The organism is Thermosulfuriphilus ammonigenes (assembly GCF_011207455.1).
GTDB lineage: Bacteria > Desulfobacterota > Thermodesulfobacteria > Thermodesulfobacteriales > ST65 > Thermosulfuriphilus > Thermosulfuriphilus ammonigenes.
Genome location: NZ_CP048877.1, coordinates 1707971 through 1729128, shown reverse-complemented (window position 1 = coordinate 1729128; position 21158 = coordinate 1707971). Strand labels below are relative to the sequence as shown.

21 protein-coding genes and 1 riboswitch are annotated in these 21158 nt (G+C 51.6%); of the genes, 9 read left to right on the top strand and 12 right to left on the bottom strand.

The window, feature by feature from the left end:
* Positions 1-6 precede the first annotated feature (6 nt).
* Complete coding sequence (locus tag G4V39_RS08445) at positions 7-819, bottom strand: 1,4-dihydroxy-6-naphtoate synthase (RefSeq protein ID WP_166032514.1); 813 nt, start codon at positions 817-819, stop codon at positions 7-9.
* Entirely contained in the window at positions 816-1472 is a 657-nt protein-coding gene (gene mqnB, locus G4V39_RS08440) for a futalosine hydrolase (protein WP_220126127.1), read from the bottom strand. Before mqnB ends, G4V39_RS08445 begins: the two co-directional genes overlap by 4 nt.
* A 105-nt stretch (positions 1473-1577) precedes the next feature.
* Between mqnB and G4V39_RS08435 the strand changes: the two genes are divergently transcribed.
* From G4V39_RS08435 to G4V39_RS08415, 5 genes are all read left to right on the top strand, one after another.
* Positions 1578-2285 (top strand): transcriptional repressor, encoded by a 708-nt coding sequence (locus G4V39_RS08435; RefSeq protein WP_166032512.1) that lies wholly within the window; start codon positions 1578-1580, stop codon positions 2283-2285.
* Positions 2286-2458: 173 nt separating this feature from the next.
* Positions 2459-3607, top strand: coding sequence for a cytochrome c3 family protein (locus G4V39_RS08430; RefSeq protein WP_166032511.1), 1149 nt, complete (start codon positions 2459-2461; stop codon positions 3605-3607).
* 73 nt (positions 3608-3680) lie between these two features.
* Positions 3681-3752, top strand: a riboswitch (Fluoride riboswitch).
* Between the two features lie 42 nt (positions 3753-3794).
* Entirely contained in the window at positions 3795-5555 is a 1761-nt protein-coding gene (locus tag G4V39_RS08425; RefSeq protein WP_166032510.1) for a dynamin family protein, read from the top strand.
* A 7-nt stretch (positions 5556-5562) separates the two neighbouring features.
* Positions 5563-6333, top strand: a complete 771-nt coding sequence (locus G4V39_RS08420; RefSeq protein ID WP_166032509.1) for a prenyltransferase/squalene oxidase repeat-containing protein — start codon at positions 5563-5565, stop codon at positions 6331-6333.
* A gap of 65 nt (positions 6334-6398) precedes the next feature.
* A complete protein-coding gene (locus G4V39_RS08415) occupies positions 6399-6998 on the top strand; it encodes a LemA family protein (protein WP_166032508.1) in 600 nt (199 codons plus the stop codon).
* Here G4V39_RS08415 and epmA read toward each other — a convergent pair.
* The 8 genes from epmA to G4V39_RS08375 all read right to left on the bottom strand — a co-directional run bounded on the left by epmA (position 6995) and on the right by G4V39_RS08375 (position 15787).
* A complete protein-coding gene (gene epmA / locus G4V39_RS08410; protein WP_210412066.1) occupies positions 6995-7918 on the bottom strand; it encodes an EF-P lysine aminoacylase EpmA in 924 nt (307 codons plus the stop codon). The two genes, G4V39_RS08415 and epmA, sit on opposite strands and share 4 nt — an antisense overlap.
* On the bottom strand, positions 7890-8453 hold the full coding sequence (gene efp, locus G4V39_RS08405; RefSeq protein ID WP_166032507.1) for an elongation factor P: 564 nt from the start codon (positions 8451-8453) through the stop codon (positions 7890-7892). Before efp ends, epmA begins: the two co-directional genes overlap by 29 nt.
* A gap of 139 nt (positions 8454-8592) precedes the next feature.
* Entirely contained in the window at positions 8593-10680 is a 2088-nt protein-coding gene (locus G4V39_RS08400) for a sodium-translocating pyrophosphatase (protein ID WP_210412064.1), read from the bottom strand.
* A gap of 328 nt (positions 10681-11008) precedes the next feature.
* Positions 11009-12688, bottom strand: a complete 1680-nt coding sequence (hflX, locus tag G4V39_RS08395; protein WP_166032506.1) for a GTPase HflX — start codon at positions 12686-12688, stop codon at positions 11009-11011.
* Positions 12689-12819: 131 nt separating this feature from the next.
* On the bottom strand, positions 12820-13755 hold the full coding sequence (gene porB / locus G4V39_RS08390) for a pyruvate synthase subunit PorB (protein ID WP_166032505.1): 936 nt from the start codon (positions 13753-13755) through the stop codon (positions 12820-12822).
* Entirely contained in the window at positions 13752-14930 is a 1179-nt protein-coding gene (porA, locus tag G4V39_RS08385) for a pyruvate ferredoxin oxidoreductase (protein ID WP_166032504.1), read from the bottom strand. The genes porB and porA overlap by 4 nt, the downstream gene beginning before the upstream one ends.
* Positions 14931-14932: 2 nt before the next feature.
* Positions 14933-15226 (bottom strand): pyruvate synthase subunit PorD, encoded by a 294-nt coding sequence (gene porD, locus G4V39_RS08380; RefSeq protein ID WP_166032503.1) that lies wholly within the window; start codon positions 15224-15226, stop codon positions 14933-14935.
* Between the two features lie 12 nt (positions 15227-15238).
* On the bottom strand, positions 15239-15787 hold the full coding sequence (locus G4V39_RS08375; RefSeq protein WP_166032502.1) for a pyruvate ferredoxin oxidoreductase subunit gamma: 549 nt from the start codon (positions 15785-15787) through the stop codon (positions 15239-15241).
* Positions 15788-16006: 219 nt separating this feature from the next.
* On the opposite strand from G4V39_RS08375, the gene G4V39_RS08370 reads away from it, so the two are divergent.
* Entirely contained in the window at positions 16007-16894 is an 888-nt protein-coding gene (locus tag G4V39_RS08370) for a J domain-containing protein (RefSeq protein ID WP_166032501.1), read from the top strand.
* On the opposite strand, the gene G4V39_RS08365 is transcribed toward G4V39_RS08370, so the two are convergent.
* The gene (locus G4V39_RS08365) at positions 16856-17908 is read right to left on the bottom strand and encodes an MBL fold metallo-hydrolase (RefSeq protein WP_181494261.1); all 1053 of its coding nucleotides are present in this window, start codon (positions 17906-17908) and stop codon (positions 16856-16858) included. The two genes, G4V39_RS08370 and G4V39_RS08365, sit on opposite strands and share 39 nt — an antisense overlap.
* A gap of 130 nt (positions 17909-18038) precedes the next feature.
* Between G4V39_RS08365 and G4V39_RS08360 the strand changes: the two genes are divergently transcribed.
* The 3 genes from G4V39_RS08360 to rsfS are packed head-to-tail and all read left to right on the top strand — an operon-like array spanning position 18039 to position 20366.
* The gene (locus G4V39_RS08360; RefSeq protein ID WP_166032499.1) at positions 18039-19295 is read left to right on the top strand and encodes a glutamate-5-semialdehyde dehydrogenase; all 1257 of its coding nucleotides are present in this window, start codon (positions 18039-18041) and stop codon (positions 19293-19295) included.
* The gene (gene nadD, locus G4V39_RS08355; RefSeq protein WP_166032498.1) at positions 19273-19950 is read left to right on the top strand and encodes a nicotinate-nucleotide adenylyltransferase; all 678 of its coding nucleotides are present in this window, start codon (positions 19273-19275) and stop codon (positions 19948-19950) included. The genes G4V39_RS08360 and nadD overlap by 23 nt, the downstream gene beginning before the upstream one ends.
* Positions 19947-20366 carry a ribosome silencing factor gene (gene rsfS / locus G4V39_RS08350; protein WP_166032497.1) on the top strand — a complete coding sequence of 140 codons (420 nt, stop codon included), beginning with the start codon at positions 19947-19949 and terminating at the stop codon, positions 20364-20366. Before nadD ends, rsfS begins: the two co-directional genes overlap by 4 nt.
* Here the strand turns inward: rsfS and ccsB are convergent.
* Entirely contained in the window at positions 20326-21156 is an 831-nt protein-coding gene (ccsB, locus tag G4V39_RS08345; RefSeq protein WP_166032496.1) for a c-type cytochrome biogenesis protein CcsB, read from the bottom strand. The two genes, rsfS and ccsB, sit on opposite strands and share 41 nt — an antisense overlap.
* Positions 21157-21158 lie beyond the last annotated feature (2 nt).

The window sequence follows — 21158 nt, the reverse complement described above, 5'->3', positions numbered from 1 at the left end:
CCCTCCTTAGACCTTAAACCGAGAAGGGAAGTTTTTAATTATCCCTTGTCTGCGGGCCAAATCAACCAGAGTCTCTACCGCCGAGTTTCCCTCCGGCCCCAGATCTTCAGTAAACTCGTTGACATAGGTCTCAATATGACGCCTGATAATGTCGTCTTCCATCTCCTGGGCATAGGCCTTGATATACTCCCAGACCTGCCGGGGATTCTCTCGAGCAAAAAAGAGACTATCCCTCAAGCTCTCAACAACCTGAGGGGCCATTTGGGCCTGGTCAGAGCGGATGAAAAAGCCTCCCAGGGGAATGGGGAGCCCGGTTACCTCTTCCCACCAACGTCCTAAATCCACAACCAGACCGAGACCGTAGCGGGGATAAACAAAGCGTCCTTCATGGATAATAACTCCAGAGGCCACTTCGTCTCGAGAGATAGCAGGCATGATCTGGTCAAAGCGCATTGGTCGCAGTCTAGCCTCGGGAAAATAGAGTTTAAGAAGGAGGGTCGCCGTAGTGTACAAACCGGGGACAGCCACTTCTTGATCTTTAAGGTTTGAAAAGGAAAAACCTTCTTTAGCCACCCAAAGGGGGCCTACTCCCCGACCTAAGGCCGCCCCTATGGGAAGCAAAAGGTAACGTCCTAGAAGATGACAGAAGGCATGAAAGGAGAGCTTGGTTACCTCCAGCTCTCCTTTAAAGGCCCTTAAGTTAAGGGCCTCTACGTCTTCGATGACAGGAAGAAGCCGGACTTTGGCCTCTACCTTGCCAAGCATCAAGGCCGCCAGAAAAAAGGTGTCATTAGGACAAGGAGAAAAACCTATCCTCATCTGATGAACTCCTTAAGGGCCTGAAGAGCCCGGACTCCAAGGGAAAGGGCCTCCTCGATCTTCCAAAGAGCCCGGGGAGGATCTTCCACCAGATTTGAGACTACCCTGAGCTCAACCATCTCCACACCGGCCAGTTCGGCGGCCTGGGCCACGGCCGCCCCTTCCATATTTTCAATAAGAGCTCCAAAACGACGGGCCAGGATCTCTCCTCGAATCCTGGTCCCCGAAACACAGGAAACCGTCACTCCCGCCCCCAAAATTGGGGGAAGACCTGCCTTTTCTAAAAGGTTATGAACCCGGCGCCGAGGAGGTTCAGGCAGAGGATATCTTCTTCTGGCCGGAAGATGGGGAGCGAGATCTTCAAGGTGTTCCCCTTTACAGAGGGCTAGATCTCCCAGAAACTCCTCGGTCACCAAGACCAGGGAGGGAACCTCGAGTCCGCTTCCAGGATAGGCCCCGGCCAGTCCCCAAAGGAGGATACAGTTGGGAGAGTGTTTAGCCAGTTCATAGGCCACCTTGGCCGCTGAGGCTACTGGCCCCATACCACAAATAAGGGGGGCAAATCCCAGCTCTTTAAGCCCTCTAGCTTCTAGTTCTGTGGGAACTACCAATAAAGTGGACACCGCCAAACCATAACAGGTTGACAGAAGCACTGCCAAGAGCTACTGTATCTTTACCCTAAGTAAATTGTTAAGCTTTCTCAATAATTATTAATCCCGGAAGGATTCTAAACAAAAGATAAACTGGTGAGGTTGGCCATGTTTGAAAGATCTGCCCTGAAGAAGAGCTCTGAAGATTCCTTGCACCAGCGCGAGAAAGAGGAATTTCGAAGGATTTTTTCTTCCCTTGATGAAGCCAACCTGGCCGATCGAGAGGCTGTCTTTGAGGCCTTTATTGAAGAAGATCGCCATCTCACTCCAGAAGAGTTACTGGAAACTTTAAAGAGGCGAGGTTTTTCTCGGGGGCTTGATTTTGTCACCCAAACTTTAGACCTACTTTGTCGTTATGGTTTTGCCCAGGCCAAAAGCTTTGAAGGGCGCCCAACCCTCTATGAACATCGCCACCTGGAAGAACACCATGACCACCTCATTTGCACCAAATGCGGCCAAATCATTGAATTTGTTCACCCAACCATTGAATCTCTCCAGGAGGAGATGGCCCGTCTCTATGGTTTCAAACCCCTTAGCCACAAATTAGAGATCTATGGTCTTTGCTCTGGCTGCCAGACCAAGCGAGTCCCTACCCTTCCTCTGAGCCTGGCCTCTCCAGGAGAAAAGGTTCGCTTTTGCCGTTTTCTAGGGGGGGAAAAGCTGCGAGCCCGGCTCACCTCTATGGGACTTCAGGTAGGCGATACGGTAGAGGTAATAAACAATTGTGGCCCGGTAATCGTCTCGGCCAAGGGGGCTCGTCTGGCTTTGGGACGGGGCTTAGCCCAAAAAATACTGGTTTCTTTGTGCCAAGATTAGCCGCTTCTGACCATTCTGCTTCATTCTTGATTTAATTATTTCCTTCTTTCTTGACATATTTTTCCCTCAAAAATAAAAAAGAGATTGATTAAAAAAAATGGTAGATATTTATGTCCTTTTTAGGGGCATCTCTATTTTAAAGATCAAGAGAGGGAAGACCGCTTTAAGATAAGATGGCTTTCTTATTTTGGGGACTGATTTTTTTCTTTCTTTCTGTTATTCCGGGGGAGGCCCGGGTCCATGGTATCTGTTCTAACTGTCATACCATGCATAATTCTCAAAGTGGCTCGGTAGTAACCACTGCTGGTCCCTATGGCTATCTTACCGTGGCTGACTGTGTCGGTTGTCACAGTTCCAACACAAGTAACACCATCGTCACCGTGGGAGAGACCAGAATTCCCATAGTTCTCAATCATGCACCACCAACTTATCCACCAGATGGAAGTCCTTCCAGCACCTTGGCTGGAGGTAACTTTTACTGGGTGGAACATAAAGGCGACCAGTATGGCCATAACGTTATTACTCCAGATGCCACCCTAGAATGGGCCCCAGGAGGGGATACTCAATTCGGAGTGGTACCCAACAGTTGTGGATTTGAGGGATGCCATAAGTCTTTGGCCTCCATAAGATATGGTCCCGGACCCGGACCTCTTTTTAATCCTATTACCGGAAATGGCTGTATCGGCTGCCATCGGGCCGCTCACCACGCCAATGACGAACAAAATCTTCAGGCCAATGGTTATAAGTATGTCGATGAATCAGGGGGAGGTTACCGCTTTCTTAACAAGGCCGGAGCCCAGTTTTGGGATATCCCGCCCCATAATCCACCAGCTGTAGCCGGCATAGAAGACCCTGACTGGGAACAGAATCCTAGTGCCTCTCGGCATAACGAATATCAGGATTCACCAAAGCCTTTTGCCCCTTTAGCCTATGGACAAAATGCTGAGGGAATAAGTGACTTCTGTGCCGGTTGCCACAACAGTTTCCATTCCTGGCCTGCTGGAGGCTCACCTAATGGAGGAAGCGGGAACCCTTGGTTACGTCACCCATCGGGGGTGGAGCTTCCTGATCGAGGTGAGTACACTAACTACACCGTGTATAATCCTCTAGTACCTGTAGCTCGAAAAGACGCCTCGATACTTATCGGAAGAGGACCTTCGGCCAGCGTTACCCCTGGTCAAGATAAAGTTATGTGTCTCTCCTGCCATCGGGCTCATGGAAGTCCTTATCCTGATATGCTTCGCTGGGACTACAGCACCTGCGTCACCGGCTCAGGCAATAGCGAATGTGGCTGTTTTGTCTGCCACTCTACCAAGGACTAAACAGTCTGGGCCTCATTTAAAGGAAGAGAAGCTTGACCCTGAAATTGGAAATTAGTATTTTCTCTTTGGAGAAAAAATAAAGGGCTATGAGGTCAGCCCGAACCGCCTGAAGGACACCCTTCAGGCTGATGACCTCTACCCAGACCTGCGGTCTGGGTAGAGGTTTTTTTGTTTGGGGGGATATGCCATGAAGACAAGCTACTCCCTTATAAAAGAAGGCCTGGGGCGAATAGTTACCCGACTCTCCCAGATAAATCCAGAAAACGGCCACCACAGACTCCGGGAAATCTCCCAAAAGTTAAAAGAAGAGCAGTTCAATCTGGTGGTCATGGGCCAGTTTAAACGCGGCAAATCCACCTTTGTCAACGCCCTTTTGGGAGCAGAGATCCTGCCTACAGCCATTGTTCCCCTGACAGCTATTGTTACAGTTCTCCGTTATGGCCCCGAAGTCAAAGCTCTGGTTCACTATCTGGATGGCCGTAGCCAGGAAGTGGCCATATCCGAGATTCCTCAGTTTGTCACCGAAAGGGGAAATCCTAAAAACCGCCTCCAGGTCAAGGAAGTGGAGGTCTTTTATCCCTCAGACTATCTCAAAGATGGGGTGAGAATCATCGACACCCCCGGTGTAGGATCAGTTTACCGTCATAATACCGATGTAGCCTATGCCTATCTTCCCTACGTAGATGCCGGAATTTTTATTGTCACGGCTGATCCTCCTTTGAGTGAATCCGAACATCAATTTTTAAAGGATGTCCGGGATCATGTGGACAAGCTCTTCTTTGTTCTTAATAAGATTGACCTGGTGGATGAGGTTGATTTAGCCGAGGCCCTGGCCTTTACCGAAGAGATCCTCCGGCTTGACCTTGGCCGGGAGGTTAGGATCTACCCCCTTTCGGCCAAGCTGGCTCTGGAGGGAAAAATCAAAGCCGATCCAGCCAAACTAGGAAAGTCACGGTTTGTCTCTTTTGAACGTGACCTTCGGGCTTTCCTCCATCAGGAAAAGGGTAAGGCCTTCTTGAAGGCTGTAATCTCCAGCCTTCTCCGGCATGTAGCCGATGAAACCATGGCCTATAAGCTGGAACAGGAGGCGGCCAAGCTCTCCCTTGACCAGCTCCAGAAAAAAATCGCCCAATTCGAAGAAAAGGCCCAGCTAGTGGAAAAAGATCGCTCCCAGATGGAATTTATCCTCGAAGGAGAGATTAAAAAACTAACAGAGATGTTAGATGAGGATCTTCGCCTTCTTAAGGAAACTCAGCTTCCCGAACTCCTTCGCCGCTTAGAGATGGCCTTCTCCGAAAAGGTTTCCCGGGGACTCTCCAGTCGGGAACTAGAGCGAGAGATGGAAGAGTTTGTCTTTGGGGAAATCCAGCGTGTTTTTTCACTTTTCCGCAATCGCGAATCAGAAAAGATGGCTGAGGCCCTTGAGTCTATCTACCTGGATCTGGCTGGTAGGACCAATCAGATTATTGAGACTATCGTCAGGTTGGCCTCAGATCTTTTCAAAATAGAGCTCAAACCCTTTACCACCGTAGAAAAGCTGACCAGCAAGAGCGATTTTTACTTTCTCCTTCGGGAAGATCCTGTGGGTCTGGAGTTAATACAGCTTTCAGTTCGTTCTGCCCTCCCAATGTTTATTGCCAGGGGCATCATTCTGAGAAGAATGCGGGCGACTATTGCGGACCGCTTTGAGAGACATTGCGGACGGGTCCGCTATGACCTTTTAAAAAGGATAGACAGCACCACTCGAGATTTCCGACGAAGGCTCAATGAAAAGATAGATCTTACCCTTTCAGCCATAAGGGAGGCCCTACAGCGGGCCATGGCCTTGAAGAGCCAAAGTGAACAGAAGGTCTCAGAGACTCTCTCCAATCTTTCGGCCCGGCTGGCGGCTGTTGAGGAAATAAGGAGGGAGCTTTTTGGCTACCAGAAAGAGGTGGAAACCCTCTAAGGCACTCGTGCTCTGTTCACGGAGGACCAGCGGCTCCCTGTCTCCGGAGCTCTTAGAGCCCCTTAAGGACTTCACCATGGCCCGGGAGAAGAAAACAGGTGGCTTTGGGGCCACTCCCAGGCTGCCAGCAACAGTAGAAGACACCTATTATGCTTTAAGAATCTCTCATCTTCTAGGGTTCGAGGTAGATCAAGAGACCCACCTCAGGTATCTTTGGGACCAACCTTATGGCCATATTGGCCTGGCCTCGGTCCTCTTTAAGGCCGCCTGGAGTCTTAAAACTTTAGGGGGAACCATACCTGAGACCTTATGGCAAGGCCTTCCTTCGGCCAGCCCGGAGATGCCCCTCTCTGAGTTGTCTTATCTTGCCCGTCTAACTAGACTCCTGGAGATCTCCAGGGGGCCAACCTCTGGGCTCAAAAGGTTGGCTCTAGACAAAGAGGTCAGAACTATAAGGGACCTTTATTTCCTCTTACAGGTTATCGGGCCTGGTGAGAAACTCCGCCCCCTTCTTGATTGGGTCCTTGCAGCTCAAAATCCTGACGGAGGCTTTGGCTTCTTTCCGGGAACGACTTCTTATCTAGAAAATGCCTACTTTGCCTGCTTTATCCTCAAGGCCTTTGGTCTATCACCCCGGCAGCCTGATGCTCTTGGGGCCTTTGCCCTCTCCTGCCGTCGCAAAGATGGAGGTTTTGCCCGAGCCCCGGGAGGGGTCTCCTTTCTGGAGACATCCTGGTATGCCCTTTGTATTCTAAGAGGGCTCAATTTCATTATTTAGAAAAAGGACTAGATTTCACCTCCAGATAGGGATAATTATCTGAAGACCTTATCTGGAGGTGAAAAATGTCCTTAACCCTAAAAAGGGCCTTAAGCCTGATCTTCTTTTTTCTTATGGTTTCGGGGCTTTCTTCCTGTGGCTACAACCAGATTCAAAAAAACGATGAGGCTGTCAAAAAGGCCTGGGCCGATCTTCAGGCCGCTCTGCAGCGTCGTCACGACCTTATTCCCAACCTGGTAGAAGTGGTCAAGGCCTATGCCAAACATGAAAGACAGACTCTGGAGGCTGTAACCCGGGCTCGAGCCCAGGTAGGTCAGATTCAGCTCTCTAGTGAAATTACCTCTGACCCCAAGGCCATGGCCAGACTGGCTGAGGCCGAGGGACAACTTTCTGCCGCCCTTTCCCGTCTGCTCATGGTGGCCGAAAAATATCCAGAACTGCGTTCAAGTGATCTCTTCCGGGATCTTCTTCACCAGCTGGAGGGCACCGAGAACCGGATCAACGTGGCCCGAATACGATACAACCGGGCGGTAGAAAGATTCAATGTCTCCATTCGTATATTCCCCAACAACCTAACAAATAGGTTTCTTCTCCATTACAGCACCAAAGAACCCTTTCAGGCCCCTTTAGAGGCTCAGACGGCCCCCAAAGTAAAGTTCGACTAGGTCTCCTCGGGGATAAAGGGCACCACCTCATCGATGGAAGAGGCATCGGTAAAGAGCATGACTAGGCGATCTACTCCTAAGGCCATCCCGGCGGCCGGAGGCATCGTCTCTAAGGCTTTAAGAAAGGTCTCTGGCCAGGGATAAATTTTAGCCCCAAGGGCCTGGCGTTTTTTAAGATCCTCCCTAAAGCGTCTGGCCTGTTCCTCTGGATCTGTAAGTTCGGAGAAGCCATTAGCCAGCTCCAAGCCCCCCACATAAAGCTCCACCCGCTCGGCCACCGGCTCCGTTGATTTAAGGCGGGCCAGAGCTGCCGCCGGAGCCGGATAATCATAAAGGAATACGGGCCGATGTCGGGGAAGGGCCGGCTCGATAACTTCGGCCAGATCCTGATAGAAACGCTCAAGATCTATAGAGGAGCCAAGGGGACGGCCAGCCAGAGACTCAAAGGCCTCGGCAACGGTAAGTCTCAAAAATGGCCGACTAATGTCGATCTCTTGCCCTTGATAAATCAGCTTAGAAAGCCCGAGCTCCTTAAGGATAAAAGAAAAGAGACGCTCGCAGTCATCCATAAGGTCTTCATAGGTGGCCTCCGCCCTATACCACTCCAAAAGAGTAAACTCTGGCAGATGATAACGGCCCCTCTCCCCACGGCGAAAAACAGGACCAAGTTGAAAAATTCGGGTAAAACCCTCTGCCAGAAGGCGTTTGAGGTTGAGCTCAGGCGAGGTTATTAAAAAACGATCTTCTACCGAGAAGGCCTCAATGTGGGGTTCGGGGGCCAGGGTGGAAACCAAAAGAGGAGTGGAGACCTCAATAAAACCTTCTTCCTCAAAAAAGCGCCGTAAGGACCGAATAATCCGGGCCCGGAGGATAAGACGACTGGGATCCAGTCTATGTCTTAACCCGTTCGACGTACTCACCAGTGCGGGTGTCTATCTTGATAATGTCTCCTTCTTTAACAAAAAGGGGAACCTGAATCTGATGACCGGTCTCCAAGGTTACCGGCTTGGTAGCCCCGGCTACAGTATCGCCTTTAAGCCAGGGATCGGCCTTGACCACCCTGAGCTCAACAAAATTGGGAAGATTGATACCCACCGGCCTTCCTTTAAAGAGCAAAACCTCAACGTTCATGTTCTCCACCAGAAACCTTTTGGCCTCACCGACTACCTCTTCCTCCACGGGGATCTGGTCATAGGTCTGGTTGTCCATAAAATAATAGGTGGTTCCGTCTTTATAGAGATACTGCATCTCTATTTCTTCTACATCTGCCGGCTCAAGCTTCTCACCCGAACGGTAGGTTTTATCCAGCACATAGCCAGTAATGAGATTTTTGAGACGGGTCTTGTACATGGCGTGTCCCTTACCCGGCTTGACGAACTCGACATCCACCACCACGTAAGGATCGCCATCTATGACAATCTTGAGGCCTTTGCGCAGATCAGAGGTGTCGTACACGGCTTCCTCCCCAGATTAAAGCTGTCGGCAGGCTATTAATACCAAAGGAAGGAGTGTTAGCAAGAGAAAAAGTGTTTTCTCTTCAAAGAGTAAGGGGGGCCACATAGAGCCCCCCTTACCTAGAGTCTGGATGGAGTTTTTAGCCCTTGTCGATCAGAGGAACAATGAGCAGGGCTACGATGTTGATGACCTTAATCATGGGGTTGATAGCCGGACCAGCGGTATCTTTGTACGGATCACCCACTGTATCACCAGTGACCGCACTCTTGTGGGCATCGGAGCCCTTACCGCCATAAGCGCCGTCTTCGATATACTTCTTGGCATTATCCCAGGCACCACCACCCGTGGTCATGGAGATGGCCACGAAGAGTCCGGTGAGGATGGAGCCAATGAGCACCGCACCCAAGGCCTCACGGCCCATAATGAAGCCCACCAGCACCGGAGAGACCACCGGAATAAGGGCCGGAACCATCATCTGTTTGATAGCACTCTTGGTAACGATGTCCACACAGCGGCCATACTCGGGACGGGCTGTTCCCTCCATAATACCCTTGATCTCCCGGAACTGACGGCGGACTTCCTCCACGACACCACCGGCAGCCTTACCCACAGCCTCCATTAAGAGGGCGGCAAAATAGTAGGGCAGAAGACCACCGATAAACAGACCGACAATGACCCGAGGATCGGCAAGCTGGAAGGACACCGGAGTCTTAAAAGCTCGGGAATATTCGGCAAAGAGAACCAGGGCCGCTAAACCGGCAGATCCGATAGCATATCCTTTGGTAACGGCCTTGGTAGTGTTACCCACGGCGTCAAGAGGATCGGTGGTATCACGCACCGAATCAGGGAGTTCAGCCATCTCAGCGATACCACCGGCATTGTCGGTAATAGGACCGTAGGAGTCAACCGCCACGACGATACCCGTCATGGAAAGCATGGAGACCGCAGCCAGGGCGATAGCAAAAAGCCCGGCCTTGGCTCCCATCGGAGTCCCAGAAAAACCACCACCAAGTTTGTAGGCCCCGTAAATAGCGGCACAGATTACCAGAACCGGCCCAGCGGTGGCCTTCATGGAGACGGCCAGACCGGCAATGATGTTGGTAGCATGGCCGGTAACACTGGCCTTAGCAATGTACTGGACCGGACCAAAGCTCTTGGAGGTGTAGTACTCGGTTATCATGATAATGGCCGCGGTAACCAAAAGACCGATAACAGCCACGCCAAAGATGGCTCCCGGAGTAAAGATCTCTTTTTCCGGCCCCGGGGGAAGGGCGTTGATGAACCACTTAGAGGCAAAATAAAAGGCTATAGCGGCCAAGATACCAGCTACGGCCTGCCCCTTATACATAGCCCCCATGATGTACTGGCTTTTACCCAGACGAACGAAATAGGTGCCAATGATGGAGGCGATGATAGAGATTCCACCGATGAGCAAGGGAAAGGTTACCCAGAGGCTGTGGGGGCCAAAAACAGTTTTGGCCAAAAGCATAGCGGCAACAATGGTCACCACATAGGTCTCATAGAGGTCAGCGGCCATACCAGCGCAGTCACCGACATTGTCACCCACATTGTCGGCGATAACAGCCGGATTCCGGGGATCGTCCTCAGGAATCCCGGCCTCCACCTTACCCACCAGGTCAGCTCCGACGTCAGCAGCCTTGGTATATATACCTCCAGCAATACGGGCAAAGACACTCATAAGGGAGCAACCAAAACCCAAGCCCACCAGGGCATGGTAGGCTTCATCCATGTGCTCCGGGGGAACAACACTACGCAAAATGGCAAAATAGACGGCTATACTCAGAATCCCCAGACCAACTACCAGCATTCCCGTAACCGAGCCGCCCCGGAAGGAAAGCTTCAGGGCTTCAGCCAGCCCGCGGAAGGCCGCCTGGGCCGTGCGCACATTGGCTCGCACCGTGACCATCATCCCGATATATCCAGCCAGGGCCGAACCAGAACTACCGATAAGGAAGCCAATGGCTACCCACTTACCCAGCTTAAGGAGAAGGATAAAGAGGATAGCCCCCACAATAGCCACTGTCTTGTACTCACGAGCCAGAAAGGCCGCCGCTCCCTCCTGGATAGCAGCGGCAATCTCCCTCATCCGTTCATTGCCCGCCTCCTGCTTAACTACCCAAAGGGCAGTCAGAATTCCGTAGGCAACACCCAATAAGCCACAAATAATGGCAAAGGTGGTTAAGGTATCCATGGTTACTGTGCCCATAACCTACTCCTCCTTACGAATAAAACCTGAAAGATTTTTTAATACCTTTTATTAATTAGCCGAAGAATAAAAAAAATTCCCAACACTCTCCCCTTCACTCAAGTTTACATACATCCCCCCTTTCCCAACATTTTTTAACCCCTATTGGGCTCTTTAGACACCTCAGCCAAGCCTAAAAATGAGGCCTCACTCAGCTAATAATCCAAGGTTTTTTAGCACAGGGGGGAATGCTTGTCAAGATTGATCTTTTTAAACTAACCAGCGATTAGAACGCAACTTTTGGAATCTGGCCCTAAAAAAGAGGCCCAGATAGACTCCAAAAAGCTACTTACGACATTGAGGTATGGACTTCAGCCTCCTTGAAGGTTACCGAGATAAACTTATCCTTAAGTCTTTGAGCAATAGCTTCCAGGAGAGGGGAGACAGTCTCAGAGTCTATAGCCGAGACGGCCAGGGCATGGTAGCGTCGGGTCATGGCCCGGGCATAAGCTGTATCTACCAGATCCACCTTATTAAAAACTCTCAGCTGGGGCACTTCGGAAAGACCCATTTCCTCAAGAAGAGCATCTACGACCTCTATTCTTTCTTCAAAATCCTCATAGCTTATGTCTATTAAGTGGATAAGAAGATCAGCTTCATGGAGCTCTTCCAGGGTGGCTTGAAAGGCCCGGCGAAGCTCGGCCGGGAGCTCCCGAATGAAGCCTACGGTATCTGTAAGGATAATAGGACCACCCAACGCTGGAAGATAAAGGCGACGGCTGGTGGGATCAAGAGTGGCGAAAAGCCGATCTTCAGCCAAAAGCTGGCTTTTGGTGAGAGTGTTAAGCAGGGTGGTCTTGCCGGCGTTGGTATAACCAACAATGGAGACCACAGGTATTTTACGGCGCTGGCGACGACGGCGGCGCAAGGATCTCTCAGAACGAACCCCCTTAAGCTCCCTTTCCAAACGGGCCAGCCGTTCTCTCACCCGACGACGGTCAACTTCCAGCTTAGTTTCTCCCGGACCTCGGCCTCCTATGCCCCCTGTGAGCCGAGAAAGAGCATCATCCCGGGTAGAAAGTCGGGGAAGCATATAACGAAGCTGAGCCATCTCTACCTGAAGTTTGCCCTCCCGGCTCCGGGCCCGTTGGGCAAAAATATCCAGGATGAGCTGAGTCCGGTCTATGACCCTGAGTTCAGTAAAATCGGTAATAGAGCGCATTTGCGAGGGGGTAAGTTCCTGATCAAAAATCAAAAGGTTGGCTGAGAGTTGCATGGCCCGGACCACAAGATCGGAGAGTTTTCCCCTCCCCATAAGAAACTTGGGATTCATGCGGTCTCGCCTCTGAATCACTGTATCAAGAACCACCACCCCGGCTGTCCTGGCAAGCTCTTTAAGCTCAGATAAGGATTCCTCTACCAGGGGCCTCGGTTTGGTAGAGACACTGATCAAAATGGCCCGATCAGCCTTAAGGACCTCCTTGGCCGGGCGTCTCCGAGCCAGCTCCTCCTCTAAGGAGGCTACCAAATCCAAAAAGTCGGGACGAAGATGGGCCGGGTGAACCGGAGCAAGTTCCAGATAATTCCGGCCCCCATCGTTTTGGGGCAGGAGATGAGCCGCATAGACTGTCTCAGGCAGACCTTCTTTGTTCACTGTAATAGCGGCCATCATATCTAGACGTAAAAGGGCCAAATCTGTAAGGTCATCTTGATTAAGAGGCATCTTCCCCAGATGGGTGTGGATACATCTTAAGCCGCGCAGACGTCCATCGGCTACACGGTACCGGCTAAGAGAGGGGATAACAATCTGGTGGGTATCGCCGACGATTACATAAACCACCTCACCCCGTCGATCAATCAGGAGACCAACCTGACGTCTGATTCCCTGCGAAATAGACGCTATCTCTTTGGCCAATTCAGGAGAGATAAGATATGCTGGCGGGACCCGTCGGCGATATAGCCTTTCTAGCCTTTTGAGTTCGCTAGGTTTAAGACCGCTGATGTTTCCGTAAATCTTTCCGCTGGCCATTTACCTCCTAAAAATCTGTTTTTTGGACTATTTTAAAACATCTTCAGCCAACATGTAAGGGGCCTCTAGAAAGAAAAAACGGAGGCCATATTTAGTGGCCTCCGTTTTTTCTAAGTATTTTTAAAAAACCCTTAAGCCTCAGCTAACCGAAGAAGACGCTCATATTCAGCATCTACACGACGCTGAATCTGGGCAATAACATCGTCACCCAAATGGCGAAAACGCCTTTGTCTTTTGAGATACTCCATTACGGGTTTGGGCTTGGTAACCTTACGTGAGATATAGTACTTGCCCTCGATGACCTCATAAAGAGGAAAAATTCGAGTGTCCACAGCCAATTTAGCCAATTCTATAGAGCTGGCGCCCGGAGTACCCCAACCCGTCGGACAGGGAGAATAGATATGAACATAGGCCGGGCCCTTTACCAGAGCGGCCTTTTTGACTTTGTTCATCAAATCAAGGAAATGGGCCGGCGTAGCCGTGGCCACATAGGGGATGCCATGGGCTACCGCAATAGCCGGAACATTCTTCTTCCAGGTTACCTGACCAAAACTCTTTTTACCTGGAGGGCTGGTGGTAGTCATGGCCCCATAAGGGGTACAGCTTGATCTCTGCACCCCGGTGTTCATATAGGCCTCGTTGTCCAGACAGATGTAAACAAAGTCGTGCCCTCGCTCCAGAGCTCCGGAAAGGGCCTGAAGACCAATGTCAGCCGTCCCACCATCGCCAGCAAATGCGACAATGTCCACATGTTTTTTGGGATAACGACCCTTGCGCTGAAGGGCCTTAACGGCTGCCTCCACCCCCGAAGCTACGGCGGCCGCGTTTTCAAAGGCAATGTGAATCCAGGGTACCCGCCAAGCCGTCTGAGGAAAGGGGGAAGAAATTATCTCCATGCACCCCGTAGCACTAACGGCAATAATGTTCATGCCGAGGGCCTTTAAGGCCAAGCGCAGGGCCAGGACCTCGCCACACCCCTGACAGGCCCGATGTCCCGGAGCAAACGGTTCCTCTTTGGGAAGATTCTTCGGTGAAAAACCCTTAAATTTGGCAAATTCTGCTATCATATCTCCCGCACCCCAATCATTTCATAGAGTTCTTTTGGCCGCTTCTTGGCATAGAAGGCAGCCTTGTCCACAATTTCTTCAAAGGTTTCTGTAGTTACATCGCGACCACCAAGACCAGCGATGAAACTAAAGATCTTCGGCCGCTTAGGAGCACTATAAAGGGCCGAACGGACCTCCGAGGCCACCGGAGGGGTTACCGCCCCTGGTGAAAGGGCCCGGTCCACCACCGCCAGAATCTTGGCCCCAGAGATGGCTTTACGAAACTCCATCAGCGGGAAAGGCCTCCAGAGGCGAAGCCTGACCAGCCCTACCTTCTTACCGGCCTCCCGCATCTTGTCCACCGCTGTCATGGCCGTTTCGGCCAGACTGCCCATAATAAGAATAAGAATCTCCGCATCCTCGGCCCGATAGGTTTCCACTGGCTGATAGCGACGGCCAAAGATATCAGCAAACTCATCCCAGGCCTTGAGGATCACCTTACGGGCATTCTTAACGGCCTCGTCCGTAACCTTTTTGGCCTCCGTATAAACCTCAGGAATCCCCACCGCTCCGATAGATATTGGTTTACGCGGCTCAAGACGGAACTTGGGTTTGTATTTAGGGATGTAACGATCTACCAGCTCTTGATCAGGAATCTCAATGGGTTCAATAACATGAGAGAGATTAAAACCATCAATATTAACAGCAAAGGGAAGCATCACCCGCCGATCCTCGGCCACCCGAAAGGCATGAAGGGTAAGGTCAAAGGCCTCCTGCCCATTTTCAGCGAAGGTCATCAACCAGCCTATATCTCTCTGGGCCATAATATCCCCATGATCATTCCAGATACTAATAGGGGCTGAAAGGGCCCGGTTGGCCACCACCATAACTACCGGCAGCCTAAGAGGAGGGGCGATGAAAAGGATCTCATGCATCAGGGCCAACCCCTGAGAGCTAGTAGAGGTAAAGACTCGCGCCCCTGTAGCCGCGGCCCCCAGGCAGGCACTCATGGCCGAATGTTCACTTTCCACGGTGATATACTCGGCATCAAGCTCCCCGTTGGCCACCACCTCACTGAGATGCTCAACAATATGGGTCTGCGGCGTAATGGGGTAGGCAGATATAACATCAACATTGGCCATCTTTACGGCCTCAGCAATGGCTATGGAAACCTCCATGGCAACTCTTTTGGACATGACTAAACCTCCTCCATAACCATGGTGATGGCCCCCTTGGGACACTCGTTGGCACAGATGCCGCAGCCCTTGCAATAGTCAAGGTTGACAATGAAGTATCCCTCATCATCAGGCTCATAGGCCGGCTCGGGGCAAAAGATGTAACACATTCCGCAACGAATACACTTTTCCTTGTCCAGCACCGGACGCTGGCTCCGCCAGTCACCCGTCTTGAAGTTGGCCGAATTGCCAGGCTCAGTAATATAGAACCCAAAGGGCAGGTTCTTCCAGCCAATAATTGCGTTGTCCTTAGGCATCTTATCTACTCCTTATTCGAGGACTTTGGTCTCTTCCATGGCCCGGTGCAAGGCCTCTTTGTTTTTGGCCGCCAGCCGGCCAAAACGATGCTCCAGGGCCTCTTCAAGATAATTTAGGTCTACCAGCCCGGTAGCCTTAACCAGGGCCCCAAGCATAGTAGTGTTGGTAATAGGCAGACCCAGAACTTCCATCGCTATCTTGGTGGCATCAACATAGGCGATACGACCACCGAAATCGAGCATCTTTCGAATTTCATCTGGAGATTTGTGGGAGTTAACGATGGCCCAGCCGTCTTCTTTAAGCCCCTCGGTCACTTTGATGATAGCGGGCAGGGAAGGATCAAGCACGAGAATAATGTCTGGAGTATAGACCTTTTCTCGGGTGCGAATTTTTTCATCGCTTACCCGAACAAAGGCGGCCACCGGGGCCCCGCGGCGCTCAGGGCCAAAACTTGGAAAGGCCTGGGCGTATTTGCCCTGGTTGATGGCGGCAATGGCCACGAGCTCAGCCGAGGTTACCGCCCCTTGTCCACCACGTCCATGGAGCCTGACTTCAATCATGGGAAATCTCCTCTCGAAAGACTAGCGTGTTGCCGAAAGTAGAGAGCTTGTTATCACGTTGGATTTCTCCTTGTCAAGTATCCAGTTCTTATCGAAAGCCCTCCAAAATTGATTTTTCCGGGCTATATTTCAGCAGGCGGTATTTCAGCAGGCGGTCTCAAGCCCCTCTCCCCGAGATGCCCTGGCCTGGCAAGGATAGGAGAATTAAAATAACAAATTATGGCCAGAAACCCCTTTGAGGTTCTGGGAATTACCCCTCAGATAGTCCGGGATCTCGATGAAGAGGCCCTATTCGGGCTAGTTAAGGCCTGCTATCGGGCCTTGCAAAGAGTCTGTCATCCAGACCTGGGGCAAGGGCTCTCTCCCCGACGCCGCTCAGAGATGGCTGTAATCCTTAACCTGGCCTATGAAGAACTAGATCTGGAGCGCAATCCGGAATCCTTCCGTAAGTGGCGTAAGGCCTATATTGCCCGCCTGAAGAGACCTTCACGGAGTCAAGTAAAGGAGCTTGAGGCCAAACTGGCCTCCCTTCAGCAGGTCAACGAGGGCCTTATTGAGGCCCTCTGGGAGCACCTGGTTCTCCTCAATCGGCTTCCCTTTACAGAGGAAAATGGAGAGGGGCTTGAGGCCACTAATCTCTACCTGGGCCTTATCGATGTGGCCATCAAACACAATCTGCGACGTTATCACTGGGGGCATAATCCCAACTACAAGGAGCTCATCTTTGACGAGAGGGGAAGGTTATTTCTTAAAGCCCCTCCTCGCTGGGAACCAGTTCCGGCAGGGTTCATTACCCTTCTGGGCACTGTCTCTCGCCGGGTCATCGACATTGCCGCCGTCTTAGATAGGCTTCCCAGCAAAGAGCACCTTCTGGAGGGCAAGCGAGACCTTGAGTTTCGCCCTTTCGAACTCCTGAATACCCTGGAAATTCCCGTTTTTAAACGGGAGTGTCTCCCCCACCTTCGTCGAGAGTTACGTAGAGACGCTTATCTTTTCTCTGTTCGGAAGCCTTTTTCGGGGAAGATCTATTGTGAAGGTCTTATTGTCCGGATAGTTAAAACCTCGACCTCAAAGACCGAGGCTCTCCCCAGGGCTAAGGAGTTTTAGACGATCAGCCAGGCCCTCTCTCCGGGCAGCCTCCTGGACCAACTTGGGCGGAAGGTCGAGTGGTTCATCACTCATGTCAAAGACCCCCCAGTGAATGGGGACAAAGACCCGGGCTCCAAGCTCCTTGGCCGCCCACACCGCCTCAAAAGGATCCATGTGAACAGTCTTCATAAACCACCGGGGCTCAAAGGCCCCAATAGGAAGAAGTGCCAAATCAAAGGGGCCAAAACGTTGGCCATATTCCCTAAAACCGCCAAAGTAGCCGGTATCACCGGCAAAAAAGACCTTCAGGTCTCCAGCCTCAAGGAGCCAAGAGCCCCAGAGCATAGCGTTGGTATCAAACAACCCCATCTTTGACCAGTGCTGACAGGGAAGAAGAGTTACCCGGAGTCCGGAGATCACCCGGCTTTCAAACCAGTCAAATTCCATAATGGGAAGCCCCAGTCTTTTAAGGTAACGTTTTCCCCCCAGAGGAGACAAAAGTCGTGGACGGCCAGGAATAGCCTTCAAAGAATCAAGGGCCAGGTGATCCCGATGCCCATGGGAGATAAAAATAAGATCAGGCCAGGGGATCTCCTCCGGCGCCAGGGGAAAGGGAACCGCCCGACGAAAAAAGGGACGCACATCACCAAATATGGGGTCAAAAATCAGATTCTGTCCGGCCAATCGCATCCATACTGTAGCGTGTCCCAGGAAAAAAATCCGGGGATTGGCCCCTGAAACAAGATCCAGGGGAGCAACCCTTCTCAGGGAAGGGGGTTTGGCCCGACGTTTGGCCTCTCGGTAAGGGTTGCGAGAGAATTGCCACTTAATGTAAGCCCAGAGCCGGATCTCCTCTCTGGCCAACCAGGGGTTGCAAAACCTACCTCCCTGATGATGGAGGCGGAGATGGGCCATCTCCTCAAGGGGAAGGTCCCTTCTTGGGGGGTGAGAGGTGCCATAGGCCCTGCCCCCTATGGCCAGCCTTAGAAAGGAGAGGACCCCGAGGATAAAAAGCTGACGCCGGGAGAGCATACTTCGAGCATAAGTCCGGCACTTCTCTCTGACAAGCCTCTTAAGTCCTTTTAAAGAAAACTTTGGCACTGGGATCTTGTTTATGCTAGCATTTCTCTCCCAAAATACTTCTCAGGAGTCTGGAGGGAAGATGGAAATCAGGGATTTGATACGGCAGATGGGAAAAAAGGCCCGTGAGGCGTCCCGCAAGGTGGCTAGTCTTCCTACCAGCGTCAAAAATGATGTCCTTCTCCAGGTGGCCGAAGAGCTGGAAAAACAAAAGGCCGAGCTCCAGGCAGCCAACCAAAAAGATCTGGAAGCAGCTAAAGAACGAGGCCTTTCTAAGGCCCTGATTGATCGCCTAACCCTCTCTGATAAGGTTATCTCCGGCATGGCCCAGGGTCTTCGGGAGGTAGCCGCCCTTGCTGACCCGGTAGGAGAGGTGGTCAAGATGTGGACCCGTCCCAATGGCCTCTGGGTAGGGCGGATGCGAATCCCTTTGGGGGTTATTGCCATGATTTATGAATCTCGCCCCAATGTGACCATCGACGCCGCCGGGCTGTGTTTTAAGTCTGGAAATGCCGTCATTCTCAGGGGGGGATCAGAGGCCATCCATTCTAACCTGGCCCTAGCCAAAATCTTTGCCGCGGCCCTAGAGGCTGTTAAGGCTCCACCAGAGGCTGTTCAGGTGGTCCCCACTACTGACCGTGCGGCAGTCAATGAGCTTCTTAAGCTTGAGGACTATATAGATCTCATCATACCGCGGGGAGGAGAGGGATTGATCCGCTTTGTCGCTGAGAACTCCCGCATCCCGGTATTGAAACACTACAAGGGAGTCTGCCATGTCTATGTGGATCGGGAGGCAGACTTAGAGATGGCCCGGCGTATCTGCCTCAACGCCAAAATCCAGAGACCGGGGGTCTGCAACGCCATGGAGACCATGCTGGTTCATCAGGCGGTGGCCGAGGCCTTCCTGCCGGCTGTGGCCGAAGACTTTCGAGCGGCTGGAGTCGAACTCAGGGGATGTCCCAGGACCAAGGCGCTCGTTCCTTGGGCCAAAGAAGCCACCGAAGCCGACTGGGAGGCCGAATACCTAGACCTCATTCTGGCCGTCCGGGTGGTCTCCAGTCTCGAGGAGGCCCTCGACCACATCGCTCGGTATGGATCAAACCACACCGAGGCCATTGTCAGCCGAGATTATTCCCGGGCCATGCGGTTTTTAAAGGAGGTAGATGCCTCTCTGGTGCTTATCAATGCCTCTACCAGATTTAATGACGGAGGGCAGCTAGGCTTAGGGGCAGAAATCGGGATTTCCACTACCAAACTTCATGCTTATGGCCCTATGAGCCTTGAGGAATTAACAACCACCAAGTTTATTGCCTTTGGTGACGGCCAGATTCGTCAATAGCCAGAAGATAGGCATTCTGGGGGGGACCCTTGATCCCATTCATCTGGGCCATCTCCGAGTGGCTGAAGAAGTAAGAGAGGGCTTGGGGTTGGAGGAAGTGCTCATCATTCCGGCCTTCTCCCCTCCCCACAAACTAAACCGCCCCCTTACTCCTTTCAGAGACCGTTTGGCCATGGTCCAGATGGCCGTAAGAAGATGCCCGGGACTTAAGGCCTCAGACATAGAGGCCCATCTGCCTACTCCCTCTTATTCCGTAAGGACTCTTGAACATCTTCAGCGACTCTATCCAGGGAAAAAATTTTATTTTATCCTTGGCCTGGACGCCTTTTTAGAAATCGCTACCTGGTGGAATTACCCACGGCTTCCGGAGTTGGCCCACCTGGTAGTTGTTTCTCGGGGAGAAAAAACAGATCTTGGGGAAGCCCTCTCCCAGACCTTCTGCCACTTTATCCCCCGGGGTCCCAATGAGTTTGAAGGGCCCAAAGGGGCCAGAATCTCCTTTTTCTCGGTCACCCGGCTAGATATCTCCTCTACCCGGATCAGAACCCTGGTGGCCCAAGGACGATCTATTAAATTTTTAGTCCCCTGGGAGGTAGAAGATTATATTTATCAAAAAGGACTTTATAGAAAGGAGGAAGCCGAAAGGCCGGAATGAAAAGAAAAAGCAATCTCGCCCTCAAAAGACCCCAGACCATCTCCACGGAAGAAAAAATTGAACTTTTGAAAAGAATCCTGGTGGACCGCAAGGCCGAGGAAATTGTCATTCTGGATTTGCGGAAGCTGGGGCCGGTAGCCGATTTTTTTGTCATCTGCTCTGCCCGCTCCACCCGCCATGTCCAGGGAATAGCCGAACACCTTCTTGAAGAGCTGGAGCGCCGCCAAGTCCCTTATCGAGGGGTAGAGGGTTTAGCCGAAGGCCAGTGGGTCTTGATAGACTGTGATGACGTTCTGATCCATATCTTCTATGCCCCCGTAAGGGCCCATTATGACCTTGAGGGCCTCTGGTCAGAGGCCCCCTTAGAAAGAGTCTCTAATTCGCATAGCTGTGAAGACCAGAGAGAAGATAGTTGACACCAAAGTAAGTAAAGATAACAGAGGCGAAACCAACAATAGAGATAATAGCGATCCTCTTTCCGGCCCACCCCCTGACGAATCGAGCATGAATGGCCGTGGCATAAACAAACCAGGTAATAAGGCTCCAGGTTTCCTTGGGATCCCAGCTCCAGTAAGAACCCCAGGCCTGTTCGGCCCAGACTGCTCCGGTGATGATTCCTGCCGTCAGCCAGAGGAAGCCAAAAACCGTGGTTTTATAGATTAGATCATCAATAGTTCTTAAGGAAGGAAGGCTGGCCCAGATACCCTTATCCTCTTTGGCCCGGGACTTAAGGAGATACATAATTCCCAGGCCGCAGGCCACGGCAAAGGAGGCATAGCCTATAAAACAGGTAACCACATGGGCAATGAGCCAGTTACTCTGAAGGGCCGGGATGAGGGGATCAATGCGACTACTGGTGCCAAAGGAGGCATAGGCCATAGAAAAGAAGGCAAACGGGGTGGCAAAGGCTCCAATGACCCGATTCTTCGTCTTGTATTCCACAAAGAGATAGACCAGAGCGATGGTCAGGGCAAAAAAGACCAGGGATTCGTACATATTGGTCAGGGGGGCCCGACCTATCCCCAGCTGATGAGATTCATGCCAGCGGAGGCCAATGCCGGCAATATGAAGGATGACCCCGACAATGGTCACCACCGTACCAACAATTCCCAGACGCTCCTGTTTAAAAATCCAGGCCACTAAATAGACAATGGCCGCCACCAGATAAATAAAGGTGACCACACTTAGGAGATAGGCACTCGTCATGA

Bases quoted from the DNA above. Each gene is read 5' to 3' on its own strand.
- G4V39_RS08445 (WP_166032514.1), bottom strand. From the start codon at position 819: ATGAGGATAGGTTTTTCTCCTTGTCCTAATGACACCTTTTTTCTGGCG.
- G4V39_RS08435 (WP_166032512.1), top strand. From the start codon at position 1,578: ATGTTTGAAAGATCTGCCCTGAAGAAGAGCTCTGAAGATTCCTTGCAC.
- G4V39_RS08430 (WP_166032511.1), top strand. From the start codon at position 2,459: ATGGCTTTCTTATTTTGGGGACTGATTTTTTTCTTTCTTTCTGTTATT.
- G4V39_RS08425 (WP_166032510.1), top strand. From the start codon at position 3,795: ATGAAGACAAGCTACTCCCTTATAAAAGAAGGCCTGGGGCGAATAGTT.
- G4V39_RS08415 (WP_166032508.1), top strand. From the start codon at position 6,399: ATGTCCTTAACCCTAAAAAGGGCCTTAAGCCTGATCTTCTTTTTTCTT.
- G4V39_RS08400 (WP_210412064.1), bottom strand. From the start codon at position 10,680: ATGGGCACAGTAACCATGGATACCTTAACCACCTTTGCCATTATTTGT.
- hflX (WP_166032506.1), bottom strand. From the start codon at position 12,688: ATGGCCAGCGGAAAGATTTACGGAAACATCAGCGGTCTTAAACCTAGC.
- porB (WP_166032505.1), bottom strand. From the start codon at position 13,755: ATGATAGCAGAATTTGCCAAATTTAAGGGTTTTTCACCGAAGAATCTT.
- porA (WP_166032504.1), bottom strand. From the start codon at position 14,930: ATGTCCAAAAGAGTTGCCATGGAGGTTTCCATAGCCATTGCTGAGGCC.
- porD (WP_166032503.1), bottom strand. From the start codon at position 15,226: ATGCCTAAGGACAACGCAATTATTGGCTGGAAGAACCTGCCCTTTGGG.
- G4V39_RS08375 (WP_166032502.1), bottom strand. From the start codon at position 15,787: ATGATTGAAGTCAGGCTCCATGGACGTGGTGGACAAGGGGCGGTAACC.
- G4V39_RS08370 (WP_166032501.1), top strand. From the start codon at position 16,007: ATGGCCAGAAACCCCTTTGAGGTTCTGGGAATTACCCCTCAGATAGTC.
- G4V39_RS08365 (WP_181494261.1), bottom strand. From the start codon at position 17,908: ATGCTCTCCCGGCGTCAGCTTTTTATCCTCGGGGTCCTCTCCTTTCTA.
- G4V39_RS08360 (WP_166032499.1), top strand. From the start codon at position 18,039: ATGGAAATCAGGGATTTGATACGGCAGATGGGAAAAAAGGCCCGTGAG.
- rsfS (WP_166032497.1), top strand. From the start codon at position 19,947: ATGAAAAGAAAAAGCAATCTCGCCCTCAAAAGACCCCAGACCATCTCC.
- ccsB (WP_166032496.1), bottom strand. From the start codon at position 21,156: ATGACGAGTGCCTATCTCCTAAGTGTGGTCACCTTTATTTATCTGGTG.